The sequence below is a fragment of the Rummeliibacillus stabekisii genome (assembly GCF_007988965.1).
GTDB classification, from domain to species: Bacteria; Bacillota; Bacilli; order Bacillales_A; family Planococcaceae; genus Rummeliibacillus; species Rummeliibacillus stabekisii.
This window is the reverse complement of sequence record NZ_BJVD01000001.1, coordinates 1,123,610-1,147,896: the sequence shown is the minus strand read 5'-3', so window position 1 is coordinate 1,147,896 and position 24,287 is coordinate 1,123,610. Positions and strand designations below refer to the sequence as shown.

Sequence of the window (24,287 nt, the reverse complement as noted above, 5' to 3'; positions counted from 1 at the left end):
AAAGATAAACGCATTTCCTAATGATGAATAGGTATACTATTATAATAGAAGAAACTAAATTTAACAACCCATAATGTCCACCATGTTCTGATTCCCTATTCAATCAGCCTATAAACATATTAAAAATAGATAAATCTTTTTGTGAGTGAAATAGGTTCTTATTTCATATAAATTCAACAAAATTCGACACTAATAAGGTATATTAATATATGTATTTTTTATTGGAGGGAAGCCATTTGAATCGCCGAGGTATCAGTATATGTCTGCTGCTCATATGTTGTTTGTTTGTATTAACGAGCTGCATGAAGAAAAGTATTCAATCCCAGGAAGTAAAGCCTCTTTCATCTACCGAAAAATTTGTGATTAATCATTTAATCAATGAGGATGGGCTTTTGCGCACGAATTTAACTGATCAAAAAAATGTCTTTTTATCTGAATCTGCCGGTTTATGGTTAGCTTATTTATATGAAAAAGGTGACCAGGAACGTTTTCATCAACAAGTAAAAGTGATTAAAGACCATTTTTTAAAGAACGGATTGCTTGCATGGAAAATTGATGGAGAAAAACAGGCAACTGTCAATGCATTGATTGATGATGAAAGAATTGCAGGTATTTTACTAAAAGCAGGGGACAAATGGCATAGTGCAGCATATACCAAGTTAGGGAAGACAATCAGCCAATCGCTAGTAAAAGACGGAATGCAGGATGGCACTTTTGTTGATTATGTAGATGTAGATACATATAAAAAAGCAAATGTATTAACGCTGAGCTATATAATGCCACAATCTTTAAAGGAAATGAAAAAACATGATGTTCTTACAGAGGAACAATATCAAAAGCAGCTATCGATTTTAAGTAAGGCGCCTCTATCAAAAAATGATACCTATCCAAAGGCCTATCAGATTGATAATCAAACGTACGTATATGACGATGATTTGCATTTAGTTGATCAGCTTTATGTCGCATATCACCAAGCATCTGTTGGTCAAAATACCCAAACTTTCAAAAAATGGCTTATTAAGATATATAGAAGGGAACATAAACTTTATGGCAGGTATACAGCAAGTACTGAAAAACCCTCTGTGCAGTATGAATCACCCGCAGTTTACGCACTTGCTACACGCTATATGCTTAAAGCAGGAGACTTCAAACTGGCCCAAGAGTTTTATGGGAAAATGAATGAAATGAAAATTAATAAAAAATCTGGTTACTATGATGCAAAAACAAAAGAAACTCATGCATTTGATAATCTATCCCCATTATTAGCAGAAAGGGAGATGGCGCATGCAACTAAAAAGTAAATGGCTAAGAGAATTATTTGGCTTTGGGGCTTTATTTATTATACTGAGTCAATTGCCCCCTTATTTTTTGTTGAATGGTGAGAATACACGGCTGCTATTATATATCCTATTGCTTCTTATCTTTTTCTTTACGCTGTGGCGTGGGTTGGTAGCAGGATTAATTAGCAGTTTAATTTATCTGTTTATAACAGGTACAGCCCTGATTTATACGGAGTTTTCAGGTGAAGCTGTATCAACGACTCGTATGCCATTACAGTTATTTTTAGGATACGGGATTGTACTTTTGCTTGGCGTCCTCGCCGCAGGGAAGATACAAGGAATACTTGTGACGCAACAGGAGTATAACAAAAGGCTTCAACAAGATATCAAGAATTTTGTAGCGGTGGATCCGGAGACGGGTTTTGACAATGAGATGCGTATGCGTTTGACATTAAATGAAGAAATGCGAAGAGCTGATCGCTATCATCATACATTTACCTTCATTCTCTTAAAGCTTGAGAATTATAGTCAATTTAAAAAACTATATGGCATGAAAGAAGCAAATAATCTTTGGAAGCAGTTAGCTTTAAGAATTACAGGCAAGCTCCGTCATATTGATAAAAAGTTTCGGTATCAGCAGAATGAAATCGGTTTGCTGTTGACAGAAACATCAGACGCTTCGATTGATATTATTTATCAAAAATTGGATGACATACTCAAAAATCATCAACTACTCAATGGCAAATGGATAACACTCCAATACAAAACAAGCTACATTACCTATACACCTAATAGCGAGCGTACCCTTGATGAATTGCTAGGAGAGATGGAAAGGGAGATGAGAACAAGTGAGCTATAAGAAGTTTTGGCTGTTTACTCTTGTTCTTTTAGGAAGTGTTATTTATGCAGGAAATACATATGCTTCTGCCAAAGAAAAGGACACTGCAATCGTCTATATGACAAGCGACGGGCGAGTCAATGAAGACATCGTAGCATTGCAGGAGATGTTGGAATCTGTAGTGTCTGTCGATATATTCCCCGTAGAATTATTAACTGATAACAACTTGAAGCAATATCGCAGGTTAGTGTTTATTAGCACCTATAAGGAGAAAGTTCCCCTTAAAGCAAAAAGAGCAATGGAACATTTCAAAGGGCAGGCACTTGCTATTGGCGAAAATGCTACGCAATTAAAACCCTTTGGAAAGTGGAGAGACCGTGAAAATATAAAACTACGCAAAATTGGCAACTATTCGTTGACAGAACCAATTAGGTGGCATGCTATGATACCCCCGAAAGAACAATGGAAAGTCCTTGTACATGCCTCTACGTTAACGCAAAAAGTGCCATTCGTATCGCGTTCTCTTCATTCAAACTGGTCTTATATGGGCGATTTGATGTCGTCAACAGACTTTGTCTACAGCTGGCCGCATCTCTTTAGCCAAGTGCTGGGCATACAGTTTCAAAATACACATCCAGCCTATATCGTCCTAACGAATATAAATATGAAAACCAATTTAACAAAGCTAAAAGAAACAATCAACGAGCTTTCTTCTCGTCACATTCCACTTCATCTAGCAATTACGCCGATTTACAAAGAGAAAGATGGCTCATCCTATTATATTCAGGATAACAAAAAGCTGGTTAAGTACCTGCGTTCTCTTCAACAAAGAGGGGCATCGCTTATTCTATCTCCTTCTGGCAATGAAGTAGATAATAGTTTGGAATATATGGTTTTAAATAAGCTCTATCCTACAATCATCAGCAATCCAATTAAAGGCTTTACGGCTGCCCTGCATGAACATAGCCACCACTTTTATATGGCAAAACAGGATGGTCATATAATATATCCGATAAATGTAAACCAGATACAAGAATCAACGGAGACGTCCATTAATCAGTTTCAGGTATCGCTTGCTCGATTAAGAAATGTGCCAGGTTCAGCGATAGGCATGCCTTATCCAGTCTATCTAGGAGCTCCCTTGATGGAAAAAATCATCAGCACATTGGAAGATACCCAAATGCCAATTGAATGGATTGATTTTCGGAAGAGTCAGCTTCAAGTCAAGACAAAGAAAGTAGATATCAAACAAGAAAAAAGCGGAGCCCTGCACGTGAAGAAGTCATTTACTATAAAGGATCGACTACAAATGTATTTCCAGGAAAGGCCTTTTGAAGTTATTTTGTGGGCCATTCTAGTGGTTGTGACAGTTTTTGTAGGGATTTTTTTCATAAATACGCTTCGTTTGCGTATAACATTGCGCAAGCGATTGTTTGAGGAGAGGAATGAGCATGGCTGATCTTTTATTTTATATAGCACTATTTCTTATATGGGTAATGCTGTTATATCATATGTTTCTAATGGAAGGGGGCTATCTCCATTTCCGCAGTTTTGAAAAGCCCATTCCTGAATGGTCCAGAAATATGGAGGAGCTGCCAACTGTTAGTGTCTTTATACCAGCCCATAATGAAGAACTCGTTATCGAACAGACTTTACGAGCGATGTCTCGGTTGTATTATCCCAAGGATAAGCTTGAAGTCATTGTTATTAACGATAATTCGTCCGATGATACGGGCTTGATTGCAAGTAGGTTTGCGGAAAAATACCCATTTATCCGCGTCCTTGAAACAGTGGAACCGAATAAGGGAAAAGGCAAATCCTCTGCATTAAATTCTGCGCTTGCTGACTCGTCCAGCGAGATTGTTATCGTATATGATGCAGACAATACGCCGGAGCGAATGGCGGTTTGGTACTTGGTGATGGGACTTCAAAATGACCCCAAAGCCGCAGCAACTGTCGGCAAATTCCGTGTCATCAATGCGGAAGAAACCTGGCTGACTCGTTTTATCAATATTGAAACGATTTGTTTTCAGTGGATGGCACAAGGCGGACGTTGGAAATGGTTCCGTGTTGCCACCATCCCTGGTACTAACTTTGCTATTCGCCGCAGTATTTTAGAGAGGCTTGGCGGTTGGGATGTGAAGGCATTAGCAGAGGATACAGAGCTGACCATTCGTGTTTATAATCTTGGCTACCATATCCGCTTTTTCCCAAAAGCTATTACATGGGAACAAGAACCGGAAACCTTGAGTGTATGGTGGAAACAGAGAACACGGTGGGCGCGTGGCAATCAATATGTTGTGCTAAAGTTTCTTCGCCAATTTTTAACACTGAAGAGAAAGAGTATTATCTTTGATTTGTTTTATTTCTTTTTCACTTATTTCCTATTTTTCTTTGGAGTAATTCTGTCGAATGCTTTATTTATCATCAATTTGTTCTATGATATCGGTCTTAGCATTGGCAATATCTCTTTAATTCTCTGGGGACTTGCATTTTTACTCTTCCTAGGAGAAGTGATGGTCACATTAAGTATTGAAAAAACAGAGATGAATTGGAAGAATTTCATATATGTGATCGCCATGTATTTTACATATTCACAGATGTGGATTGTGTTAGTGGTTCGTTCTTTATCTTTAGAAATCAAGCGTTTGATTACAGGCCAAGAAGTCAAATGGTATAAAACAGAGCGCTTTGCGAAGAAGCCAAAGTAAGGAGGAGAAACATGAGAAACTTTATATATCTTGCAGCGTTGTTCTTCAGCCTGTTTCTATTTTCTTTGCCTGGAAAGGCAGCAACGAACATTACGGTGAAGCACCCTATTACAATAGAAGGCACAAGTAACGAAGAAAAACCGCTTACCAATAAAGTAATCGAATTGCAGGGGCCATCATCTTCCACTGACTTTTATTATTCACTAGAAGAAAGTGAAAGAAATAAAAAGCATAGTGCTACTTTTCACTTGGAGCATTCGGAATTACTGAAATCCCCTTCATCGTTTACAGTGAAAGTGGATGGACTGCCCGTTAAGTCAATTTCTCTTGCAGGCAAGAAAACAAACAATAGCGTGACGATTGATTTACCAAAAAGAGCTTTAACAAAAGGAGATCATACGTTAACAGCGAGTTTTTATGGAGTGGTAAAAGAAGGCGTATGTGTTGCGCCGGGAGATCAAGGTAACTGGCTTAAGATTGATGTACTTTCATCCATCTCTTCGTTTGCAAAAGAAAAAAAAGAAATAGCATTAAGCGATTATCCATCTACTTTTAAAACAGGGAACACCCAGATAGTATTACCAGACAATCCATCAACAGCTACTTTAAATAGCGCTTATCAGCTAGCGGCATTTTTATCAGAAGAGGAGGACAGCGAGGCTACAGTATCACGAGAAACTCATCTTCGCACAGTAAAAGGACCAGTGATTTTTGTCGGAGCTAAAGATGAGTTTAAAACAACGGAAATACAACGCATTATGTCTAAGGCAAATGTCAGCTACAAAGATGGAATCTCCCTCAAAAGCGGAATATTGCACAATCAAGGCAACAAGAATGAGGTTCCTGTACTTTTTGTAACTGCAGACAACAGCAGTACCATTGAACAAAGAATTGATCTTTTATTAAAAGAAGATTTAACAAAGCAACTGTCGGGGCAACAGATGACGGTAGACCAATTGCCGCAGTCAAAGAAGAAGGACGGCACTCATATAAAACTCAACGAATTAGGCTTTAAGAGTGAAACCTTATCTGGCGGTAACACCACATCAAAAGATTATTATGTATCACTGCCTCGCATGGAAGAAGACAATCAAGCAAACCTTCATTTGTATTTGAAAAAATCAGCAACCATGCCTGTAAAAGATGAAGCGAATGGCCGAAAAACAGAGCTAATCCTTTATGTCAATGATGTTCCTCATTCCATTGATCTTAGCAAACTAAAGAAAACACAATCAGGTATATATGAAGCGAATGTACCCATTCAAACGAATTTATTAAACAAGCATTCGCTCGTTGATTTGAGATTCGAGGTCACTGGATTCCAATTAGAAGATCCATGTGAGCATACAGGTGAACGTTTTGAGTTGTATATTGATGGAGACAGCACGTTGAATCTTGCTGAAAAAGCAAACAATACGGTATTTTCATTGCGTGATTATCCCAATGCTTTTGATCATCAAACACTGATCATCATGCCTAATCAAAAGCAAGTGAGCGATAGTCAAATGCTCGCTCTATACAAAACATTATTTATTAACGGTGAGCTTCCGCCTATTAAATTAAAAACAGAAAAAGAGGTTTCGCAGGCCGAACTGCAAAAATATGCGCTAATCTTTACAGGGGAAGCGAACGATTTTAATTTATTAAAAGATAAAAGAGACCAACTCCCATTATCAGATGAAGAAAAAATGATGGAAGAAGGCTTCTTGCCGCAGGCAGTCGCATTAACTGCTTACATCACACAAAATTTCTGGCAGTCTAGCGAACCGTTGCTCGTGCTTGGAAACCGCGAGCAATCTCTCCAGGATGATGATTTTTATCGTCAGTTGAAAAACTCAAACGCTAACAAATCAGCAGCAGTTGAAACAAAAGACGGTCGCTTTATTGTTTCTACTAAAAAAGTTACTGAAACAAATAATGTCTCCAAAAACGATACAAAGAAACAAGCTGTACCTTATATAGTAGGTTTTGTTATTCTCATCGCGGCTATTGCTCTTATTCTTTACATGGCCATACGGAGAAAGAAAAAGAATACGACCAACAATGAAAAATAAACGATTTAAACCCTTTTCTATAAGAAAAGGGTTTTTTTGGGAGAATTAAGGATCAACCATTCTTTGAATACTGTTAAAGTGACATACTAATCAAGATTTATGAGGGAAATTCGGATTTAGTATGACATAAATTAATTATTATGTTGACATAATTAAAGTTTTTAAGTATATTATGTGTAAACGATTACACATGTAACCGGTTACACGTAAAATAAGGAGATATTAATGGTAACAATTAGGGATGTGGGGAAACATGCAGGCGTTTCGGTTGCGACCGTTTCGCGTTATTTAAATGACAAGGGCTATGTAAGCGAGGAAACAAAAAATGTACTCAAGAAATCGATTCAAGAATTGGGATATAAACCAAATCAGATGGCACGTTCACTCAGTACAAAAAAGACAAATATTATAGGATTGCTTGTTCCAGATATTACTAATCCTTTCTTCCCGGAATTGGCGAAAGCCGTAGAGGAAACAGCTTTTTCGAATGGCTATACGGTTGTCCTTTGCAACTCTTCTGAACAACAGGAGAAAGAAAAGCATTATATACAATCATTGCAGCAAAATTATGCAGCAGGGCTGATTGTAACGACTAATTATACGGAAGCGGAATATTACCGCCATATCAAATTGCCGATAGTTGCACTCGACAGGCGATTAGATCCTACCATACCGACTGTTACGACAAACAATGTAGAAGGCGCAAAAATGGCGATCAACTATTTACTTGACCAAGGATGCAAACATATTCTTTGCATAAGAGGGCCTCAAGGAATCGGAGTAGCCGAAGATCGGATGAAGGGTTTTCTGGAAGTAGTCAATAATGCGCAGGATATTCAAGTTGAAACCATCACATCGCCATTTGAATTTACAGAAGCTGAACAAAAAGCTTTCAACATACTCAATGCTTTTCCAACAATTGATGGAGTGTTCGCAGCAAGTGATGCTTCTGCGATTGGGGCTATGAAAGCAGCGCAATCGCTGGGTAGAAAAATTCCAGATGATATCCAAATTGTAGGGTTTGATGGAATTAGCCTTGGAGCGCTTGTCACACCAGAACTAACCACAGTCGCTCAAGATATTTATCATCTTGGTAAAGTAGCGACAGAATTATTGTTAAAGAAAATTAAAGAAGAACCTATAGATAATCATCTCATCGAATTGCCGACAGAGTTAGTCATTCGGCGCTCGACAAAATAAGGAGGGGTCAAATGATTACAGTCATTGGCAGTATCAATATGGACTTAGTAGTAGATTCAACGATTTTTCCTAAACAAGGAGAAACCGTGCTGGGCAATCGTTTTGAAACAGTGCCTGGCGGAAAAGGCGCAAATCAAGCGGTCGCAGCAGCGAGACTTGGTGGAGACATTCATATGGTAGGCGCTGTAGGACAAGACGGATTTGGCCAAGAACTCACAGGAAATTTATCAACAGAAGGCATTTACACACGTTTTGTGGCCACTGCTCAAGAAACAGCAACGGGCATTGCCAATATCCTTTTATATGAAAATGACAACCGGATTATCGTTGTGCCCGGTGCAAATGGACTTGTAACAGAAGCTGAAATTGACGAAGCGAGAGAATTAATCGAGCGCAGTGAACTAGTCATCATGCAATTGGAGATTCCGCAAGAAACCGTTGATTATGCACTTCGTGTTTGTAAAGAAGCAGACATTCCTGTTCTACTAAATCCAGCACCTGCGAAAAACTTTAAGGAAGAATGGATGAGTAGCATTGCTTACTTAACTCCAAATGAAACAGAGTGCGAAGAGATCTTTCATAGTGAAATAGAAGAAGCTCTTGAGAAGTATCCAAACCAATTAATCGTCACTTTGGGTGCAGCTGGAGCTCGCTATTATAACGGCAAAGAACATGTATTCATTGAAGGATTTAAAACAAAAGCGGTAGATACAACAGGAGCCGGCGATACATTCAATGGTGCACTTGCATACGCCATAACATCAGGACAGCCGTTAAAAGAAGCAGTACGATTTGCGAACATTGCAGCATCCTTATCTGTAGAGAAATTCGGAGCGCAAGGTGGTATGCCAACACTTCAAATGGTGGAAGCCCGCTTGAAAGGATGAGCAGTTTGAAAAAACAAGGAATTTTAAATCGGGAGCTGGCAGGTATTTTCGCAAAGATCGGTCATACAGATACCATCATGATTGCTGATTGCGGTCTGCCCATTCCGGACGGAGTCACATGCATTGACCTTGCCTATAAAATGGGAAAACCTAGTTTCATAGACATACTCGAAACTGTGCTTGGTGATTTCAAAGCAGAAAAAGCTTGGATAGCAACAGAAATGGACGCAGAAAATGCGGAGCTTTATAGTCAGCTAACGCCTTTTCCATGTCCAATAGAAAAGGTCAGCCATGAACAATTAAAACAAAAATCGGTGAATGCCAAAGTTATTATCCGCACTGGAGAGGCAACACCATACGCTAATATACTTTTGCAATCAGGTGTGATTTTTTAAAAGGGCGGTGTTACAAAATGATTGAAATGACAGGCATTGATAAAGCCTTTAACGGAAATGTCGTGTTAAAAGGCGTTAATTTTTCTCTCGAGGACGGAGAAATCCATGCGTTGATGGGTGAAAACGGAGCAGGTAAATCAACTCTAATGAAAATTTTGACAGGCATTTATGAACGGGATGCAGGCGTAATCAAAGTGAATGGACAAGAAGTCGACTTTAAATCTCCCAAAGAAGCAGAAGCACTAGGCATCGCCGTCATCCATCAAGAGCTTAATATTTTGCCAGATTTATCGGTTGCGGAAAACCTATTCTTAGGAAATGAGCAGACCCTTGGCAGGACAGGCATTTTAAAAACGAAAGAAATGAACAAAGAAGCTTCACGTATTTTAAGCCAATTAGGGCTCGATATAGATGTCAAAACGCCAGCTGGACTACTTTCTGTTGGGAAACAGCAGATTATTGAAATTGCTAAAGCAATTGAAACGAAGGCAAAGGTCATTATTATGGATGAACCGACGGCAGCTTTAACAGATCGTGAAATTCAAACACTATTTAAGACCATTCACAAGCTACAAGAACAAGGCGTTTCATTTGTTTATATTTCACATCGTATGGAAGAAATCTTTGCGATTTGCAATCGTATTACGATCCTACGTGATGGACAATATGTCGGTGTTCGAGTGATTAAAGAAACTACTTTCGATGAGATTGTCAAAATGATGGTTGGACGTGAGCTAGGTGAACGTTTTCCAGAACGCCATGCTGAAATAGGCGACGTCAAGCTTGAGGTGAAGGGTCTTACCAGAGATGGTTATTGTGAGGATATTAATTTCAAGCTACGTAAGGGTGAAGTCCTTGCCATCGCAGGATTAATGGGAGCTGGGCGTACAGAGGTAGCACAGGCCATCTTTGGATATCGCAAAATGGCAAAAGGCGAAATCTTCATTGACGGCAAGAAAGTAAAAATCACGAATCCGCTTCACGCTAAAAAACATGGTATTGGATATGTGACAGAGGACCGCAAATCGGAAGGTTTAGTTGTTGATTTTTCAATAAAAGACAATGTGTTGCTTACCAACCTAGACAAAGCTTCAAACATGGGTATCATCAATCGGACAAAAGAAAAGAGTTTTGTAAGCGATTTAATCAAAAAGCTTGGTGTTCGAACGTCAGGCCCTATGCAAACAGCCAAGTCTTTGAGTGGTGGAAACCAGCAAAAAGTAGTCATTGCTAAATGGTTAGGCGATGAACCGAAAATCTTGATTCTGGATGAGCCGACGCGCGGAGTCGATATTGGGGCTAAAAAAGAAATCTATCAAATTATTAATAACCTTGCTGAGCAAGGTGTCGCAATCTTAATGATTTCCTCTGAACTACCAGAAGTAATTGGCATGGCAGATCGCGTGCTCGTTATGCATGAAGGAAAAGTTACAGGAGAAGTAACAAAGGAAAATATGACGCAAGAAAAAATTATGTATTATGCCACTGGAGGTGACAAAGTTGTCCAAATCTAAAGATTTAATTCAAAAACTCGGACCATTGCTAGGACTTCTTTTAATCATCATTATTATTTCATTTATGAGCCCTAGTTTTTTAACAGCTACAAATATTTTTAATGTTCTGCGCCAAGTATCCATCAGTGCCTTAATCGCATTTGGGATGACGTTTGTCATTTTAACAGGCGGAATCGATTTATCGGTCGGCTCGACGTTAGCGCTGACAGGAGCTATTAGTGCAGGCTTACTTGCAGGTGGTATGAATCCACTTTTAGCTATGCTTATTGGTTTACTATTAGGTGCATTGCTTGGAGCTATCAATGGGGTTATTATCGCAAAAGGTAAAGTAGCACCATTTATCGCAACACTTGCCACTATGACTATTTTCCGCGGTCTAACACTTGTTTATACAGATGGTAAACCGGTCTCAGGTCTAGGCGATTCGCAGGCATTCCAACTATTCGGGAAAGGGTATTTATTTGGAATCCCTGTGCCAGTAGTGACTATGATCGTGGCATTCATTGTTCTTTACTTTATTTTAAAACAAACAACATTCGGCCGCAGAGTGTACGCAATTGGCGGTAACGAGGAAGCTTCCCGTTTGTCTGGCATTAATGTAGACCGCATCACCATCGCGGTATATGCACTAACAGGTATGCTTGCTGCATTGTCTGCTTTAATTCTTACTTCTCGTTTAAATTCAGCACAGCCGACAGCAGGCCAATCTTATGAATTAGATGCCATTGCGGCAGTTGTATTAGGCGGTACTTCTTTAACAGGCGGACGTGGCTGGATCTTCGGCACATTAGTCGGTGCACTAATTATCGGCGTATTAAATAATGGCTTAAACTTAATTGGCGTTTCATCCTTCTTCCAACAAGTCGTGAAGGGGATTGTCATTCTAATCGCAGTACTACTTGATCGTAAAAAAACAGCATAGGAGAGATAAAAATGAAAAAATTATCATGGACTCTAGCGTTATCAGCATCATTATTACTAGGAGCTTGCTCTATGTCACCAAATGGTGATGATTCAGCTTCAAAAGACTCGAAAAAATCAAATGACGATATGAAAATCGGTTTGTCTGTCTCAACTCTAAATAACCCATTCTTCGTTACATTATCAGATGGCGCGAAAAAAGAAGCGAAGAAAGAACATGTAAATTTAACAGTAGTAGATGCACAAGATAATGCATCGAAACAAGCTTCGGACGTAGAAGATTTAATTCAACAAGATGTAGACCTGATCATCATCAATCCAACTGACTCAGAAGCAGTAGCATCTGCAGTCGAATCAGCAAACGATGCAAAAATTCCAGTTATCACAGTTGACCGTTCATCAGACGGCGGTAAAGTTGTAGCTCATATAGCTTCCGATAACGTTAAAGGTGGAGAAATGGCAGGCGACTATTTGAAATCATTGATTGGCGATGGAGCGAAAGTAGCTGAGCTTGAAGGTGTAGCAGGTTCATCAGCAGCTCGCGATAGAGGAGAAGGCTTCCATAAAGTAGCAGATAAAGGCTTAGATGTAGTAAAAAAACAAACAGCTAACTTTAACCGCTCTGAAGGTCTAACAGTTATGGAAAATATCCTTCAATCTAACCCAGATATTAAAGGTGTATTCGCTCATAATGATGAAATGGCTTTAGGCGCACTAGAAGCAATTGAAGCTTCCGGCAAAAAAATCAAAGTAGTCGGCTTTGACGCTACTGATGATGCTGTAAAAGCTGTAAAATCAGGCAAGTTAGCAGCAACAATCGCACAACAACCAACAGAAATTGGCGAAATTGCTGTAGAAACAGCTGTTAAATCCCTAAAAGGTGAAAAAGTAGAGAAAAATATTCCAGTTGACTTAGAACTAATTAAGAAATAAGAGCGGCATAGAAAATCACACTTCATTTGAAGTGTGATTTTTTTATTGGAGAGGGGGAATTAGGATGAGTGTATGAAAGAGGCAAGCGAGTGTCCGGAATGAGACTATGAGTGTCCCAAATAGGCTCGCGAGTGTCCGGAATCAAGAAGTGAGTGACCTCAATCAGGGCGAGTGTCCCAAATAGGCTCCCGAGTGACCGGAATAAGTGGACGAGTGTCCTCAAAAAGGGAGTGAGTGACCCAAATGAGACTATGAGTGACCTCTATCAGGGCGAGTGTCCCAAATAGGCTCGCGAGTGTCCCGAATAAGTGGACGAGTGTCCTCAAAAAGGGAGTGAGTGACCCGAATGAGACTATGAGTGACCTCAATCAGAGCGAGTGTCCTAAATAGGCTCCCGAGTGACCGGAATGAGTCTACGAGTGACCACAATCAGGGAGTGAGTGACCGGAATGAGTCTACGAGTGACCACAATCAGGGCGAGTGACCCAAATAGGCTCCCGAGTGTCCCGAATAAGTGGACGAGTGTCCTTAAAAAGGGAGTGAGTGACCCGAATGACCCTACGAGTGACCGGAATCAAGGTGAGTGACCCGAATAAGTCCTCGAGTGCCCCTAATAAAGCCAACCTAAAAGCCAAGTGTAACCAATTCATAAATATCACCATTATCAAACTACTTTTAAAATAACTTGAAGTATATTTAAGGAGTGGTAATATAATGAATAAGTTAGGAGATGATATACATTATAGAAGGTAGAACAAAATCATTACTCTTTACTGCATATCGACGGTTATTGATTCGCCTCAGTCAACATTCTTCGAAACGAGCTGAAATTGTTCGAGATTTTGAGAATATCAAGATTGGATTTAGCGGTGAAAAGAGAGTTGATCGGGCCATATTAGAGACACACTTTTCCAACATTCACTATATTTTGCCGAATGTAGAGTTAAGAGTATCGCAGAATAGGCAAATAGAGATTGATACACTCATCATAACGCGTAGTTTTATATGTATTTTGGAAGTTAAGAACTTAAAAGGTCATCTAAAGTTTAATGAAAATCCTTATTCGCTACATCAAAATTTAAATGGAAAAGTTTTTAGCTACCCATGCCCACAGATGCAAGTGAAGAGAGCTGGGGATAGTTTAAATTATTGGCTAAAACAACATTTTAACCTGGACCTTCCCATCCACAAGGCAATCATTTTGCCAAACGAGCATGTGTTACTCGAGACGCCCCCAACGCAAGAGAAACTGCTCGGTCTAAGAGAAATCCCTTTATATCTTCAATCCTTAGAACAACAACCCCACTTCATCTCTGCCCAACAATTATATGCCATCATATCTAAATTGAAAGAAGAGCAGCATCCGTATAACCATTTTCCTCTTTCAGAAAAATACCATATCCCCCTTAGTCATTTGCAAACTGGTGTCATGTGTCAATGCGGCGGTAAAGGTATACGCCAAACCCAGAGGACGTGGCTTTGTAATCTATGTGAACAAACAATACCACAGGCAACAGAAAATGCATTGCTCGATTGGTTTTTACTTTTCAAATCTTCTATCACTCACGAGGAATGTAAAAAATACCTTCAAGATTGTTCACAAAAATCGATTACAAGATTAATTAGTAGGACAAGTCTCCTACAAAACGGGAATACCCGGTCGAGAAAATACATCTATCGATATAATCAGCCTCTTTTCAACAAATTACTTGAAAAATCCCCCAAATAAAGTTGCAATCTTTTACATTCCTATCTAAAATAAAAGAAAGAATGTGCAGTATATTCGCAGATTTTCTTGCTCTGTTTGAGACTCTCGTACAGGGCTTTCTTCATTTTCATTCTATGAATCTTGAAGAAGGATGCGATTAAAGGAGAAAAAAAATATGATACTGAGGATAAACCCGTTTAGAGGGATTTTTACGCCCGCTGTTTATAGAGAAATGTTAGCGGAAGCAGAGCATTATAAACGTTATCGTCTTTCTATTATTTTATTATATCTGGCAAGTATTTTAATCTACATGGTGGGTAGCTCGCTTGGTATTGGGAGTGAATCCATCTCGAAGGAACTACCAACGCTCACAGATTCCGCCTTTGAAGCGAGAAAGCAACTTTTCTTAATAGGAAAGCTGCTGCAAGCCCTTATCATTCCAACCATCTTCTTGTATTTAAGCAGCTTATATTATGTGGCTTTTGCCAATGGACAGTTCCGCAAAATGATGATTATGCAAATGAATGTATTGGGAATTTTCCTTATTGAGAAAATCCTCCTTATTCCATTATTTTTGGGACTAAATATTGGGTCTGCATCAAATGTTTTTTCATTTGGCGTCATCGCACAATATATCACTTCGAATGTGATTGCTATAGACTTTTTAAGTGAACTTACTATATTCCGGGTAGCGATGTTCTTCTTATCATTTTTCTATCTAACGAAGTTAATTGAAGGACGTAAGCAAACGCTATTCGTACTAAATGTGATACTATATGTGATTTATTGGATCTTTGCAGGTTTCATATCTTATATGAAGATAGAATTCTTTTTCTAAAGGAGATTGGAAAAATTGAAGAAGTGGAGCAAGTCGATTATTGCCGTATTGGCCATTGTGTTTGTTCTATGCAATGTGTATCTTCTTTTAAAAGAAAATAGCAAAGCTGAAAGAACAATTAATGTTCGAGACTGGACAAGAGTAGAAAAAGATAATGTGAAAAAATTATTTTATACAAAAGGTGTGACAGAGCCAGAGTCTGAAACGCATGTATATTTTGATAAACGCAAGGGTTCATTAGATAAAATCCTTGTAAAAGAGGGCGAAACGGTGACTGCTGGAACCCCGTTATTTGTGTATGATGCGCAAAAATTGGAGGATAAAAAAGCAGTATTAGAAGACCGGAAAGAACGGCTGCAAAGCGAGATGAGCAGTGTGGAAAATGAAATTACAGAATTGCAGCAAATTAAACAACAAGCTCCAGTGGATACAGCAAAAACCGAAACAGAAAACAAAAAAGTAAAAGTAGATGTAAATATAGATACCTCTCCAATTATTGATAGCAATGTACAACAAAAAATAGCCGCCGCTCAAACGGAAAAGAGCAAGCTAGAAGCAACTCTAACTGAAAACGATGCAAAACTATCTAGGATTGATGAGCAATTACAAGATTTAAATGTAGTGAGTCCAGTTGATGGGCAAGTAACAAATATTAACCCAGAACTGCAGGATCCTATGATTACAATTGCCTCTGCTAGTTCAGCGGTAAAGGGTAACTTGCCTGCAACGCGGGTGCATGAAGTTCAAGAAGGACAAGCGGTTAAATTGTATTCACCGCTGTTGGATCAGTATTATACAGGTGAAGTATCGCAAGTTATCGCTATTCCTGACTATAAAACAGCAAAAAAAGAACCTATGTATTCTTTTTTGGTTAAATTAGGAAATGAAAGTGACAACAGTGCAATAGAGGATACACCAACTGATGAGCCAACAAGAATCACAAGTGAAGCTGAAGAAAATACCACAGAAACAAGTGGCAACACGGATGCTGCGAAAAATCCAGACAAACAATCAAAGGTAAACCTAAATAACGAGGCATCGACGGTAACTGAAAAAGAAAAACCGTTGTTACTCGGTACAAAAATGGATATGCAGGTAACGTTAGCTGAAGCTCTTCAAGTGCCTGTGATTGCATCAAAGTCTATTGAAAAAGAAAATAAAAAGTATTATGTATACCAAATGACGAAAAATGGCATGGTCCGAAAACAACCGATTCAAATAGGTGTATCATATAAGAAAAAAAATCAGGTTATCGAAGGCATTCTAACAAAGGATACAATCGTAACAAATGAACAAAACGTCAAAGTTTCTGATCCATCTCCGTTTATTACACCAAGTAAATCAGAGAATTTGAATAAAAAGGATATCAAAGCGTTACCTTCTATTCAAAAGGCAAAATATATCCTTATTGGTCTTTTTGAATAATAGTAAACTGTAGGCGAGTCAAACCTCGTCTACAGTTTTTTTGTTTATGCATCTTTTGTCGATTGATGCTAGGTGACTATTTTGTCGTATAATGACTTTTCCTTTTAAATAAACGAGAAGATCATACGACAAATATGGATACTATTTGCTATGCAGGACCTCATCCTTTATAGATCTATCTTATTTATGCTATATTCGAAGAAAGGGAATAAATGGAGGTAGTGAAACATCTCATTTCCCCTTTATTATTTGAAAAAGGAGCGATAAATATGAAATCTCGATTAGAGCATTTTATTAATGGCGAATGGATTGCATCTACAGGAAGCGAAACAATTGATGTCATTAATCCTGCAACGGAGGAAGTAATTGGCCAAATCAGTAGTGGGACAGAGGAAGACCTAGATAAAGCTGTTGCTGCTGCACGGGAGGCTTTCCCTTCTTTTTCACAAACTTCAAAGCAAGAACGCATTGATTTACTGAACCGAATTGCGGATGAATATGAAAAACGCAAAGACGATATTATAGAAACAATCACACAAGAACTTGGTGCTCCGATAAAAATGAGTGAAAAAGTACACTACAATATGGGGCTTTCTCACTTTAGACAAGCAGCTAAAGAGCTTGACGCTTTAGAGTTCACTGAAAAAAGAGGCTCCACTCTTATTACAAAAGAGGCGATCGGGGTGTCTGGGCTGATCACACCTTGGAATTTCCCAACTAACCAAACTTCTACAAAGCTTGCAAGTGCCTTTGCGGCAGGAAGTACAGTTGTTTTAAAACCTTCTGAGCTAACACCTTTTGCTGCAATTATATTGGCAGAAATCTTTGAAGCAGCAAATGTACCAAAAGGAGTATTTAACCTTGTAAACGGTACAGGTGAAGTTGTCGGAAATGGCATTAGCTCTCACCCTGATATCGACTTTGTTTCATTTACAGGTTCAGGGGCTGTCGGCCAAAAAATTACTGAAAATGGCGCAAAAACGATAAAAAAAGTGGCATTAGAACTTGGTGGGAAATCTCCTCTCATTATTCTTGATGATTATGATGTGAAAAAAGCTGCAAAAATTGCAGTTGGCAATATTTTATCCAACTCAGGCCAAGTCTGTGCAGCTGCGACACGTACGTTAATTCCACAATCAATGAAAGATGAGTTCATTGAGGCAGTTAAAGAGGTTCTTCCAGGATTCCCAGTTGGAGATCCGTATGACCGCAGCACATACTTAGGGCCACTCGTATCTGAAAAACAATATAATCGAGTACAGGATTATATTAAAAAAGGGCAATCTGAAGGTGCCACACTTGTTGTCGGTGGTACGGGCAAACCAGAAGGATTAGACAAAGGCTATTATGTAAAGCCAACTGTTTTCGCGAATGTGAAAAATGATATGACCATAGCTCAAGAGGAGATCTTTGGTCCAGTAATGTCTATCCTAACCTATGAAACTCTTGATGAAGCCATTGAGATTGCGAACGATACCATTTTTGGATTAGCAGGTTATGTTGTCGGTGAAGATAAAGACACATTATTAAAAGTGGCTTCTTCTATCAGAGCAGGCCGCATCACTATAAACCAAGTACCAGCTGATTTTGCTGCTCCATTTGGCGGCTATAAGCAATCAGGTATCGGCCGAGAATGGGGCGCATACGGAATCGAAGAATACTTAGAAATTAAATCGATTATCGGTATGCCATCATAATATAAAAAACATCCAAGTTCCGTAATAGAACTTGGATGTTTTTTTACATCTCAATAAATATTTCATTCAATTTATTAAAGCCCATCACAATTTTTCCGCTATTCGTAATACTCATACCTTCAGGTTCTCTATTGGTGTTCAACCGTAGTTTCTGGCTTTGGCTTCCATCAGGATTCACTATCATATATTCGCCATTTGAAAGGATATAATATTTCCCCTTGCCATATGCAAAGCCTTGTACTTCCTTACCTGGGGTTGTTCCGACAAGTCCGTTAATGTGTACCTTTTCTCGCCAATCACGACCAGCCTCTTTTCCTTTTCCTAAATGAATCGTGTTGAGGTCATAACCATTGCCGGATTTGGAAACGCCAACTGCTGTATTTTTATCCAACATAGCAATAACATTGGGATGGATTGTCGACGGAACCAGCCATTTGCGTTCCACTTTAAATGTTTTTACATTGATTTTTTGCAATGTATACCGGCTTTGTCCGCTTATATCTGCTAATTGATATAAGTAGCCATCTTTATAGGCAATAGCTTGGCCATGTCCAATCGTGAGACGTTCACTTTTTTTCAAAAGCTTCCCTTTGGAGCTATATTTATAAATATACCCGTACCTCGTTTTATCACCTGTTGAGTAGGTGAGATAATATTGTTGATGCTCATCGACTGTGATGCCTTGTAATCCCTTTGATTTTGAGCCCGTTACACCTGCTGGGTCTCTGTAGGGATAAAAAAGTGTCTTCGCTTTTAATTGCTTACTTAGCTGTAATGTATGAACTGGATTAGATTTGGCTGTAGCTGATACTTGCATAGCTATAAGAGCAACTACTAAAAGTAGTAATAATCTCAGATTTTTCATCATAATTGAACTCCTTTTTGATAAATTATAGTTTAATTATCGGTTAGAAGTTTGATTTATTCACAAAAAAGCTCCTTCTGTTTGTAGCCAAACAATAGGAGCTTTTTTTATATACCCATTCCGCCATCTGCAGGCATTGGATCGATTTCTTCGTTGTCGACATCAATTTTTTGAGAGTCATCCACAGGTTTTATAGGGTTATCATGATTTTTTTCTATATACTTTATCAGTTTTGTCTCTTTCTCCTTATCTTCATGGAAGAGATTGTCTAGTTGATTATCAATAAAATTCATTGATGTGGATAACACAAGTTTGACGTCATCGAATACAGAAGAAATTGTGGCTGGGGCAGCGGCAAATAATTCTACACTATTTTTGTTCCAATCTAGAAACTTAGTTGATGATGTATTCAATGTATAATAAATGCCTGCTCCAAAAGATATGGCGCAAATAAGTGCTATACTGATTAGTTTTTTCAACATACATAATTCCACCTTTATAAACAATCGTTAGGATCATTATGGACAAAATTATACAAATTTAATCAATCAACAGGATAGAAATCGACAGCTCTCTAAAACCGGATAAAATGCACTTTTTGAGGAAACCTAAAAAAATAGGAGGTGATCTTTTGAGTTTAGACAATCATTCAAAAAAATCATTGGATTTTAAGAAAGTATACGATCAAAATTCGCAGGTTGAAGCCACAAGTGATGCAATCAAAACGATTGTAGGACAGTATGGCGGAACGATGACATCTGCCTATAGTCATCCAGTCGATTATGAGAATCCCCCCTTATTTTCATCCGGTGGTGTTAGTCAACATCAAGCTAAAGGAGAACCTGATCAACCTCAATCCACAGATGTGTGAATAAACAAAGATGAAAGGAGAGACAACAGATGAATAAAAAATATACTGAAGTGGGCACAGACATTGAGGAAGTAAAAAGGCAAAATGCGATGTCTGGACCATCTTACAATGAAATAAAAGAAATAGTAGCAAATCATGAATGGACAGATACACAATCGAATGGCAATATGATTGACCCGGAAACGCCAAAAAAGTATACATGGACTGGAACGGATATTGAGGAAGTCAAAAGGTTAAATGCCGCTTCTGGTCCTAGCTATAAAGAAATTTTTGACATGTTAGATGAAAAGTACAGCAACAGATAGGTTAAAGCCTCCGAACATTAACGGAGGCTTTTTCATATGCTTTTTAAAAAGTAAATATAAATTGTCCACATCAGACATATAGTGAAATATAGAAACAAAATGGAAGATTGGATGATGAATTATAGATAAATCCGTATTAATTATGGTTGTGATGCGCCTGTTTTCAGGAAGTCTTGAAATTATGGCCGCATTATTTATGTTTAGGTTCAACAATCTAGAGAAGGCGTTTTATATCAATACAATGCTAGCGTTAGTGGGACCTACTGTACTGATTATTACTACGGCCGTTGCCATGTTTGGGCTAGCAGATAAGATTTCTATGACGCGCATGATCTGCCTATTTGCTGGCGTTACTCTAATTCTTATCAGTATGAATGCCAAATGAATGATAAAAGAAGGACCGATTCAAGAGAATCTGGTCCTTTTTTATTCTGTCTTTGGTTCCAAGTTTTTATTTTTTGAACCAATCTCTTCCGCTTTAATCAATTTAACGACAAGCCATACTAAGATCAAACCTAATATGCTAGCGGTGATATAACTATGATTCAAATAGTTTTTCATTACAAGCGACATGACGGGTGGGCCAGCAGCAACGCCAATAAAGCGAGCGGCACTGTAAAAGGAGGTAACTGTACCGCGTTCTTCCTTTTTAATATTCTGAGTAATTATAGCATCTAGTACAGGTAGCAAGCAGCCAAGAGCAATGCTGGCAATACTTGCAACGATCAAAAGGAAAATTAAATGATCCTCTAAAAAACCAATAAAAGCAATACTCGCAGAGGTGATGATTAATGAAATCAAAATCAGCTTTTTCAATGCTTTAATTTCGCCCTTTGCTTTTTTACCCGTAATAAAGGAGGCGATACATAGCATCAATAACGGAATGGCCAAGATAAATCCTTTTTTCACACCTTTGATATCATGAGTGCTTTCCAGAACCTCAGACAGGAAAAATAACATGCCAAATAGCACAAGCATGACATATATACCGCTTAAAAAGACAACAGACAGCCACTTACCTTCTCTTGAAAATGTTTCTTTAACGTTGGATACAAATTCTTTGAAGGCGACAGGCTCGTCCTCTTCCTTGGGGACTTTAATGAAGAAGAATATTAAAATGATGGAAATTAAACTGAAGAAAGAAATCGAGAAGAAGGGTAAAAACCACAGAAAAGCAGCAAAAATGGAACCCAATATAGGACTTAGCACTTTACCGAATGTATTAGATGTTTCAATAATGCCAAGGCTGGATGTAGCCTTTTCTTCATCGCCATTAAAAAGATCTCCAACAAGAGGAATAACGATAGGCATGGCCCCCGCTGCGCCTATACCTTGAAGGACTCGTCCAATAATAATCATGATGTAGGGGCTATCCAGCTTCCATGAGGCGATGGCTGATATTAATCCGCCGATCAGAGCTAAAATTAAACATGGCAAAATAACGATTTTTCGTCCAAATCGATCCGATAAATAACCAGCTACTGGGATAAACAGAATGGCTGCAATAGAGTAGCTGGTAATAATCATACTTGATTGGAAGGAAGAAATATCAACTTTCTTTTCTAAAATCGGCAATACAGGAATTAACATCGAATTGCCGAGCGTCATGACTAGAGGGATGGAAGCTAAGCTGAATATCGCCCAAAAACCTACCTTCACATCATCTTTTTCCGTATTCCCCATGAAAACACCTCAATTTTATTTGTTAGAGGTAGGTTTTCCGTATTGTACTTTTTTATGCAAACAGGGCTTGATATGCTTGGTAGCCAAAGTGAATACCAAAGCCAATCATAGACAAAGAGGAAACGATTGAGATGCCATTTAAAAACTTCGTAGAAAGGACTTTTCGAGAGCCACTTGAAATACTTGACATAAAAAGGTCTACCAATACAATGCCAAGCAATATCACTAAGCTATATAAAATAATTTCCCATTTCTCAAGTTTCCCAGAACCGCCTACTAATACAGAACCATAAATGCCAAGCCAAAAAAGGATGGTCAAAGGATTTAAAAGGGCGATGAAGAAACCAGATAGAAATGAATGTCTTAATCTTGTGACCTTTTTAAAGTTGGTATTAAGTTTAACTTTATGGAGGGTTAATAAGTTTTCAATCCCTGTATACAATAAGACGAAGCAGCCAAAAGACCAAAGAATGGTTTTGACGACTTGAAATTCAATAAAATGCCCAATACCAAAGTAAACCAATAACATATACAACATGTCAGTTGCGATGGCGCCAAGGCTAAAAAACCAGGCATGAAAAAAACCATTTTTTATCCCAAGGTTTAGCAGTGTTGCCTTAACTGGTCCAATCGGCGCGGCCAAAGATATGCCTAAAAAGAAATAAGGGAAAAAAGAGTGCATTGTGGTTTCCTCCGTTTTGTGGTGTCTTACATCCTATTCAGCGGAGACAACCATTACGACTAATAGTGGAAAAATTTCTAAGGAGGAACCGAGCGATTAAAGTTTTAGTATGGCCTAGGATGGATATGCTTACACATAAGAGAAAAAAGGAGGTTTGTTGATGAAGGAATTTAAAGTGACTTACTTTTTTGACCAAGAACATTATGTGCGACGTTTTATTTTTGTTGAGTCGCAAGCAGAAGCAGAAGCATTAATCCAAAGTGAAAGAGATCAATACATCCACTTTACAGATTCTAGAGGTATTTATCATGAACTCTTTACGGGGCATGTACGAGTTATCCAAATTTCAGAGTATCATAGAATAGACAAATCAAAAAAAGCGAAAGAAATGATCGACGGAAATCATTTTTATTCATAGTGAGTGGCTCGCTTCTTAAATAAGATGCGAGCCTTTTTGTAATATAAATTTGTTCTCCTTATCATATTCTTGTCATATTCACCCCTTATAATGAACATGTTCAATAAATAACTACAAAAAATAAATATAACTAATAAAGATAATAACTGAGTTAATTTCATAATAAAATTTCACTAAAAAGAGTATTGATAGTATTACGGATACGGCATCTTCTAAGGGATGCGATCGAGCTGGAAGCCTAGCGAAATGAAGCAATATAGAGAGTAAGCTAATATCGCTGAAAGTTCTGTCTGGAGAACAGATTACTGTTCGTCTATATGCTATTAAAAAGACTTATGAGATTGATTCAACTAAGGGAGAATATTAAATGAGAAAACCATTACTAACAGCAATCGCACTAAGTTCGGCACTGCTATTTACAACCGTGGGAGAAGAAACAACCGCATCAGCAGCTACAGTTACATACAAAGTAAAATCAGGCGACACTCTTTCTAAAATAGGAAGCAAATATCATATTTCATACAAAACAATTATGAAATTAAATCATATGAAGTCTACAAAAATATATGTAGGCCAAAAATTAAAAGTGAAAAAAACAAAAGCTAAAAAGAAAGCTACGAAAAAAGTCAGCAAAAGTGTTGCAGGCGTTTCATCCTCGTCTAAAGCTTCCAAGGCTCTAGCAATTGCTCTTAAGCAACAGGGGATAAAATACGTTTTTGGCGGCTCGTCAAAAAGCGGTTTTGATTGTAGCGGACTTATTTACTATGCATATAAAAAAGCAGGATACTCTGTATCGCGCACAAATGCCCAAGGTTTTTATGCACGTTCATCTGCAACCAAATCACCTCGTATTGGCGATTTAGTTTTCTTTAAAAATACATATAAATCAGGAATTTCACATATCGGTATTTATATGGGCAACAGCAAGTTTGTTAGTGCAAGCGGTACAAAGGTTCAAGTTAGCTCTGTGAATGAATCTTACTGGAAAAAACACTTTGCTGGTTACAGACATTTATAATTTGATATAAACCAAAACCATTTAGTTGAAAAGCTAAATGGTTT

General features: G+C 38.3%; 24 protein-coding genes. 20 read left to right on the top strand and 4 right to left on the bottom strand.

What is annotated here, in order from left to right; genetic code table 11:
• The first annotated feature begins 236 nt into the window (after window positions 1–236).
• From RST01_RS05695 to RST01_RS05625, 15 genes are all read left to right on the top strand, one after another.
• Complete coding sequence (locus RST01_RS05695) at window positions 237–1,301, top strand: glycosyl hydrolase family 8 (protein ID WP_244946644.1); 1,065 nt, start codon at window positions 237–239, stop codon at window positions 1,299–1,301.
• Window positions 1,285–2,139, top strand: coding sequence for a diguanylate cyclase domain-containing protein (locus RST01_RS05690; protein ID WP_147194941.1), 855 nt, complete (start codon window positions 1,285–1,287; stop codon window positions 2,137–2,139). Before RST01_RS05695 ends, RST01_RS05690 begins: the two co-directional genes overlap by 17 nt.
• Entirely contained in the window at window positions 2,129–3,577 is a 1,449-nt protein-coding gene (locus RST01_RS05685; protein ID WP_147194939.1) for a DUF2334 domain-containing protein, read from the top strand. The genes RST01_RS05690 and RST01_RS05685 overlap by 11 nt, the downstream gene beginning before the upstream one ends.
• Entirely contained in the window at window positions 3,570–4,829 is a 1,260-nt protein-coding gene (locus RST01_RS05680; RefSeq protein ID WP_147194936.1) for a glycosyltransferase family 2 protein, read from the top strand. Before RST01_RS05685 ends, RST01_RS05680 begins: the two co-directional genes overlap by 8 nt.
• 11 nt (window positions 4,830–4,840) lie before the next feature.
• A complete protein-coding gene (locus tag RST01_RS05675; protein WP_147194933.1) occupies window positions 4,841–6,883 on the top strand; it encodes a cellulose biosynthesis cyclic di-GMP-binding regulatory protein BcsB in 2,043 nt (680 codons plus the stop codon).
• 225 nt (window positions 6,884–7,108) lie between these two features.
• Complete coding sequence (locus RST01_RS05670; RefSeq protein ID WP_147194930.1) at window positions 7,109–8,083, top strand: LacI family DNA-binding transcriptional regulator; 975 nt, start codon at window positions 7,109–7,111, stop codon at window positions 8,081–8,083.
• Between the two features lie 11 nt (window positions 8,084–8,094).
• Complete coding sequence (gene rbsK / locus RST01_RS05665; protein WP_147194927.1) at window positions 8,095–8,970, top strand: ribokinase; 876 nt, start codon at window positions 8,095–8,097, stop codon at window positions 8,968–8,970.
• 5 nt (window positions 8,971–8,975) lie between these two features.
• Window positions 8,976–9,365, top strand: a complete 390-nt coding sequence (gene rbsD, locus RST01_RS05660; RefSeq protein ID WP_147194924.1) for a D-ribose pyranase — start codon at window positions 8,976–8,978, stop codon at window positions 9,363–9,365.
• Between the two features lie 17 nt (window positions 9,366–9,382).
• Window positions 9,383–10,879 carry a sugar ABC transporter ATP-binding protein gene (locus tag RST01_RS05655; RefSeq protein ID WP_147194921.1) on the top strand — a complete coding sequence of 499 codons (1,497 nt, stop codon included), beginning with the start codon at window positions 9,383–9,385 and terminating at the stop codon, window positions 10,877–10,879.
• On the top strand, window positions 10,845–11,801 hold the full coding sequence (rbsC, locus tag RST01_RS05650; RefSeq protein ID WP_221297946.1) for a ribose ABC transporter permease: 957 nt from the start codon (window positions 10,845–10,847) through the stop codon (window positions 11,799–11,801). Before RST01_RS05655 ends, rbsC begins: the two co-directional genes overlap by 35 nt.
• An 11-nt stretch (window positions 11,802–11,812) precedes the next feature.
• Complete coding sequence (gene rbsB, locus RST01_RS05645; protein WP_147194918.1) at window positions 11,813–12,733, top strand: ribose ABC transporter substrate-binding protein RbsB; 921 nt, start codon at window positions 11,813–11,815, stop codon at window positions 12,731–12,733.
• 730 nt (window positions 12,734–13,463) lie between these two features.
• A complete protein-coding gene (locus RST01_RS05640) occupies window positions 13,464–14,462 on the top strand; it encodes a nuclease-related domain-containing protein (RefSeq protein ID WP_147194915.1) in 999 nt (332 codons plus the stop codon).
• Window positions 14,463–14,616: 154 nt separating this feature from the next.
• Window positions 14,617–15,279 (top strand): hypothetical protein, encoded by a 663-nt coding sequence (locus RST01_RS05635; protein WP_147194912.1) that lies wholly within the window; start codon window positions 14,617–14,619, stop codon window positions 15,277–15,279.
• Window positions 15,280–15,294: 15 nt separating this feature from the next.
• On the top strand, window positions 15,295–16,704 hold the full coding sequence (locus RST01_RS05630) for an efflux RND transporter periplasmic adaptor subunit (protein ID WP_147194909.1): 1,410 nt from the start codon (window positions 15,295–15,297) through the stop codon (window positions 16,702–16,704).
• Window positions 16,705–16,973: 269 nt separating this feature from the next.
• Entirely contained in the window at window positions 16,974–18,401 is a 1,428-nt protein-coding gene (locus tag RST01_RS05625) for an aldehyde dehydrogenase family protein (protein ID WP_147194906.1), read from the top strand.
• A 43-nt stretch (window positions 18,402–18,444) separates the two neighbouring features.
• On the opposite strand, the gene RST01_RS05620 is transcribed toward RST01_RS05625, so the two are convergent.
• Window positions 18,445–19,269, bottom strand: a complete 825-nt coding sequence (locus RST01_RS05620; protein WP_147194903.1) for a hypothetical protein — start codon at window positions 19,267–19,269, stop codon at window positions 18,445–18,447.
• Window positions 19,270–19,373: 104 nt separating this feature from the next.
• Window positions 19,374–19,748, bottom strand: coding sequence for a hypothetical protein (locus RST01_RS05615; protein ID WP_147194901.1), 375 nt, complete (start codon window positions 19,746–19,748; stop codon window positions 19,374–19,376).
• 149 nt (window positions 19,749–19,897) lie between these two features.
• Here RST01_RS05615 and RST01_RS05610 point away from each other — a divergent pair, with 149 nt between their 5' ends.
• The 3 genes from RST01_RS05610 (at window position 19,898) to RST01_RS05600 (ending at window position 20,827) form a co-directional block, all read left to right on the top strand.
• A complete protein-coding gene (locus RST01_RS05610) occupies window positions 19,898–20,137 on the top strand; it encodes a hypothetical protein (RefSeq protein ID WP_147194898.1) in 240 nt (79 codons plus the stop codon).
• Between the two features lie 29 nt (window positions 20,138–20,166).
• Window positions 20,167–20,442 carry a hypothetical protein gene (locus RST01_RS05605; RefSeq protein WP_147194895.1) on the top strand — a complete coding sequence of 92 codons (276 nt, stop codon included), beginning with the start codon at window positions 20,167–20,169 and terminating at the stop codon, window positions 20,440–20,442.
• 118 nt (window positions 20,443–20,560) lie between these two features.
• On the top strand, window positions 20,561–20,827 hold the full coding sequence (locus RST01_RS05600; RefSeq protein ID WP_371859438.1) for a YqhV family protein: 267 nt from the start codon (window positions 20,561–20,563) through the stop codon (window positions 20,825–20,827).
• A 41-nt stretch (window positions 20,828–20,868) separates the two neighbouring features.
• On the opposite strand, the gene RST01_RS05595 is transcribed toward RST01_RS05600, so the two are convergent.
• On the bottom strand, window positions 20,869–22,125 hold the full coding sequence (locus RST01_RS05595) for an MFS transporter (protein ID WP_147194889.1): 1,257 nt from the start codon (window positions 22,123–22,125) through the stop codon (window positions 20,869–20,871).
• A gap of 52 nt (window positions 22,126–22,177) precedes the next feature.
• On the bottom strand, window positions 22,178–22,807 hold the full coding sequence (locus RST01_RS05590) for a LysE family transporter (protein ID WP_066784462.1): 630 nt from the start codon (window positions 22,805–22,807) through the stop codon (window positions 22,178–22,180).
• Window positions 22,808–22,967: 160 nt separating this feature from the next.
• Between RST01_RS05590 and RST01_RS05585 the strand changes: the two genes are divergently transcribed.
• Entirely contained in the window at window positions 22,968–23,225 is a 258-nt protein-coding gene (locus RST01_RS05585; RefSeq protein WP_147194886.1) for a hypothetical protein, read from the top strand.
• Between the two features lie 367 nt (window positions 23,226–23,592).
• Complete coding sequence (locus RST01_RS05580) at window positions 23,593–24,243, top strand: C40 family peptidase (RefSeq protein ID WP_147194883.1); 651 nt, start codon at window positions 23,593–23,595, stop codon at window positions 24,241–24,243.
• The last annotated feature ends 44 nt before the right edge of the window (window positions 24,244–24,287 follow it).

Coding starts and splice junctions, on each gene's coding strand:
- RST01_RS05580 (WP_147194883.1), top strand. CDS start 23,593: ATGAGAAAACCATTACTAACAGCAATCGCACTAAGTTCGGCACTGCTA.
- RST01_RS05585 (WP_147194886.1), top strand. CDS start 22,968: ATGAAGGAATTTAAAGTGACTTACTTTTTTGACCAAGAACATTATGTG.
- RST01_RS05690 (WP_147194941.1), top strand. CDS start 1,285: ATGCAACTAAAAAGTAAATGGCTAAGAGAATTATTTGGCTTTGGGGCT.
- RST01_RS05590 (WP_066784462.1), bottom strand. CDS start 22,807: ATGCACTCTTTTTTCCCTTATTTCTTTTTAGGCATATCTTTGGCCGCG.
- rbsK (WP_147194927.1), top strand. CDS start 8,095: ATGATTACAGTCATTGGCAGTATCAATATGGACTTAGTAGTAGATTCA.
- rbsC (WP_221297946.1), top strand. CDS start 10,845: ATGCCACTGGAGGTGACAAAGTTGTCCAAATCTAAAGATTTAATTCAA.
- RST01_RS05640 (WP_147194915.1), top strand. CDS start 13,464: ATGATATACATTATAGAAGGTAGAACAAAATCATTACTCTTTACTGCA.
- RST01_RS05675 (WP_147194933.1), top strand. CDS start 4,841: ATGAGAAACTTTATATATCTTGCAGCGTTGTTCTTCAGCCTGTTTCTA.
- RST01_RS05625 (WP_147194906.1), top strand. CDS start 16,974: ATGAAATCTCGATTAGAGCATTTTATTAATGGCGAATGGATTGCATCT.
- RST01_RS05680 (WP_147194936.1), top strand. CDS start 3,570: ATGGCTGATCTTTTATTTTATATAGCACTATTTCTTATATGGGTAATG.
- RST01_RS05615 (WP_147194901.1), bottom strand. CDS start 19,748: ATGTTGAAAAAACTAATCAGTATAGCACTTATTTGCGCCATATCTTTT.
- RST01_RS05670 (WP_147194930.1), top strand. CDS start 7,109: ATGGTAACAATTAGGGATGTGGGGAAACATGCAGGCGTTTCGGTTGCG.
- rbsB (WP_147194918.1), top strand. CDS start 11,813: ATGAAAAAATTATCATGGACTCTAGCGTTATCAGCATCATTATTACTA.
- RST01_RS05620 (WP_147194903.1), bottom strand. CDS start 19,269: ATGATGAAAAATCTGAGATTATTACTACTTTTAGTAGTTGCTCTTATA.
- RST01_RS05605 (WP_147194895.1), top strand. CDS start 20,167: ATGAATAAAAAATATACTGAAGTGGGCACAGACATTGAGGAAGTAAAA.
- RST01_RS05655 (WP_147194921.1), top strand. CDS start 9,383: ATGATTGAAATGACAGGCATTGATAAAGCCTTTAACGGAAATGTCGTG.
- RST01_RS05595 (WP_147194889.1), bottom strand. CDS start 22,125: ATGGGGAATACGGAAAAAGATGATGTGAAGGTAGGTTTTTGGGCGATA.
- RST01_RS05635 (WP_147194912.1), top strand. CDS start 14,617: ATGATACTGAGGATAAACCCGTTTAGAGGGATTTTTACGCCCGCTGTT.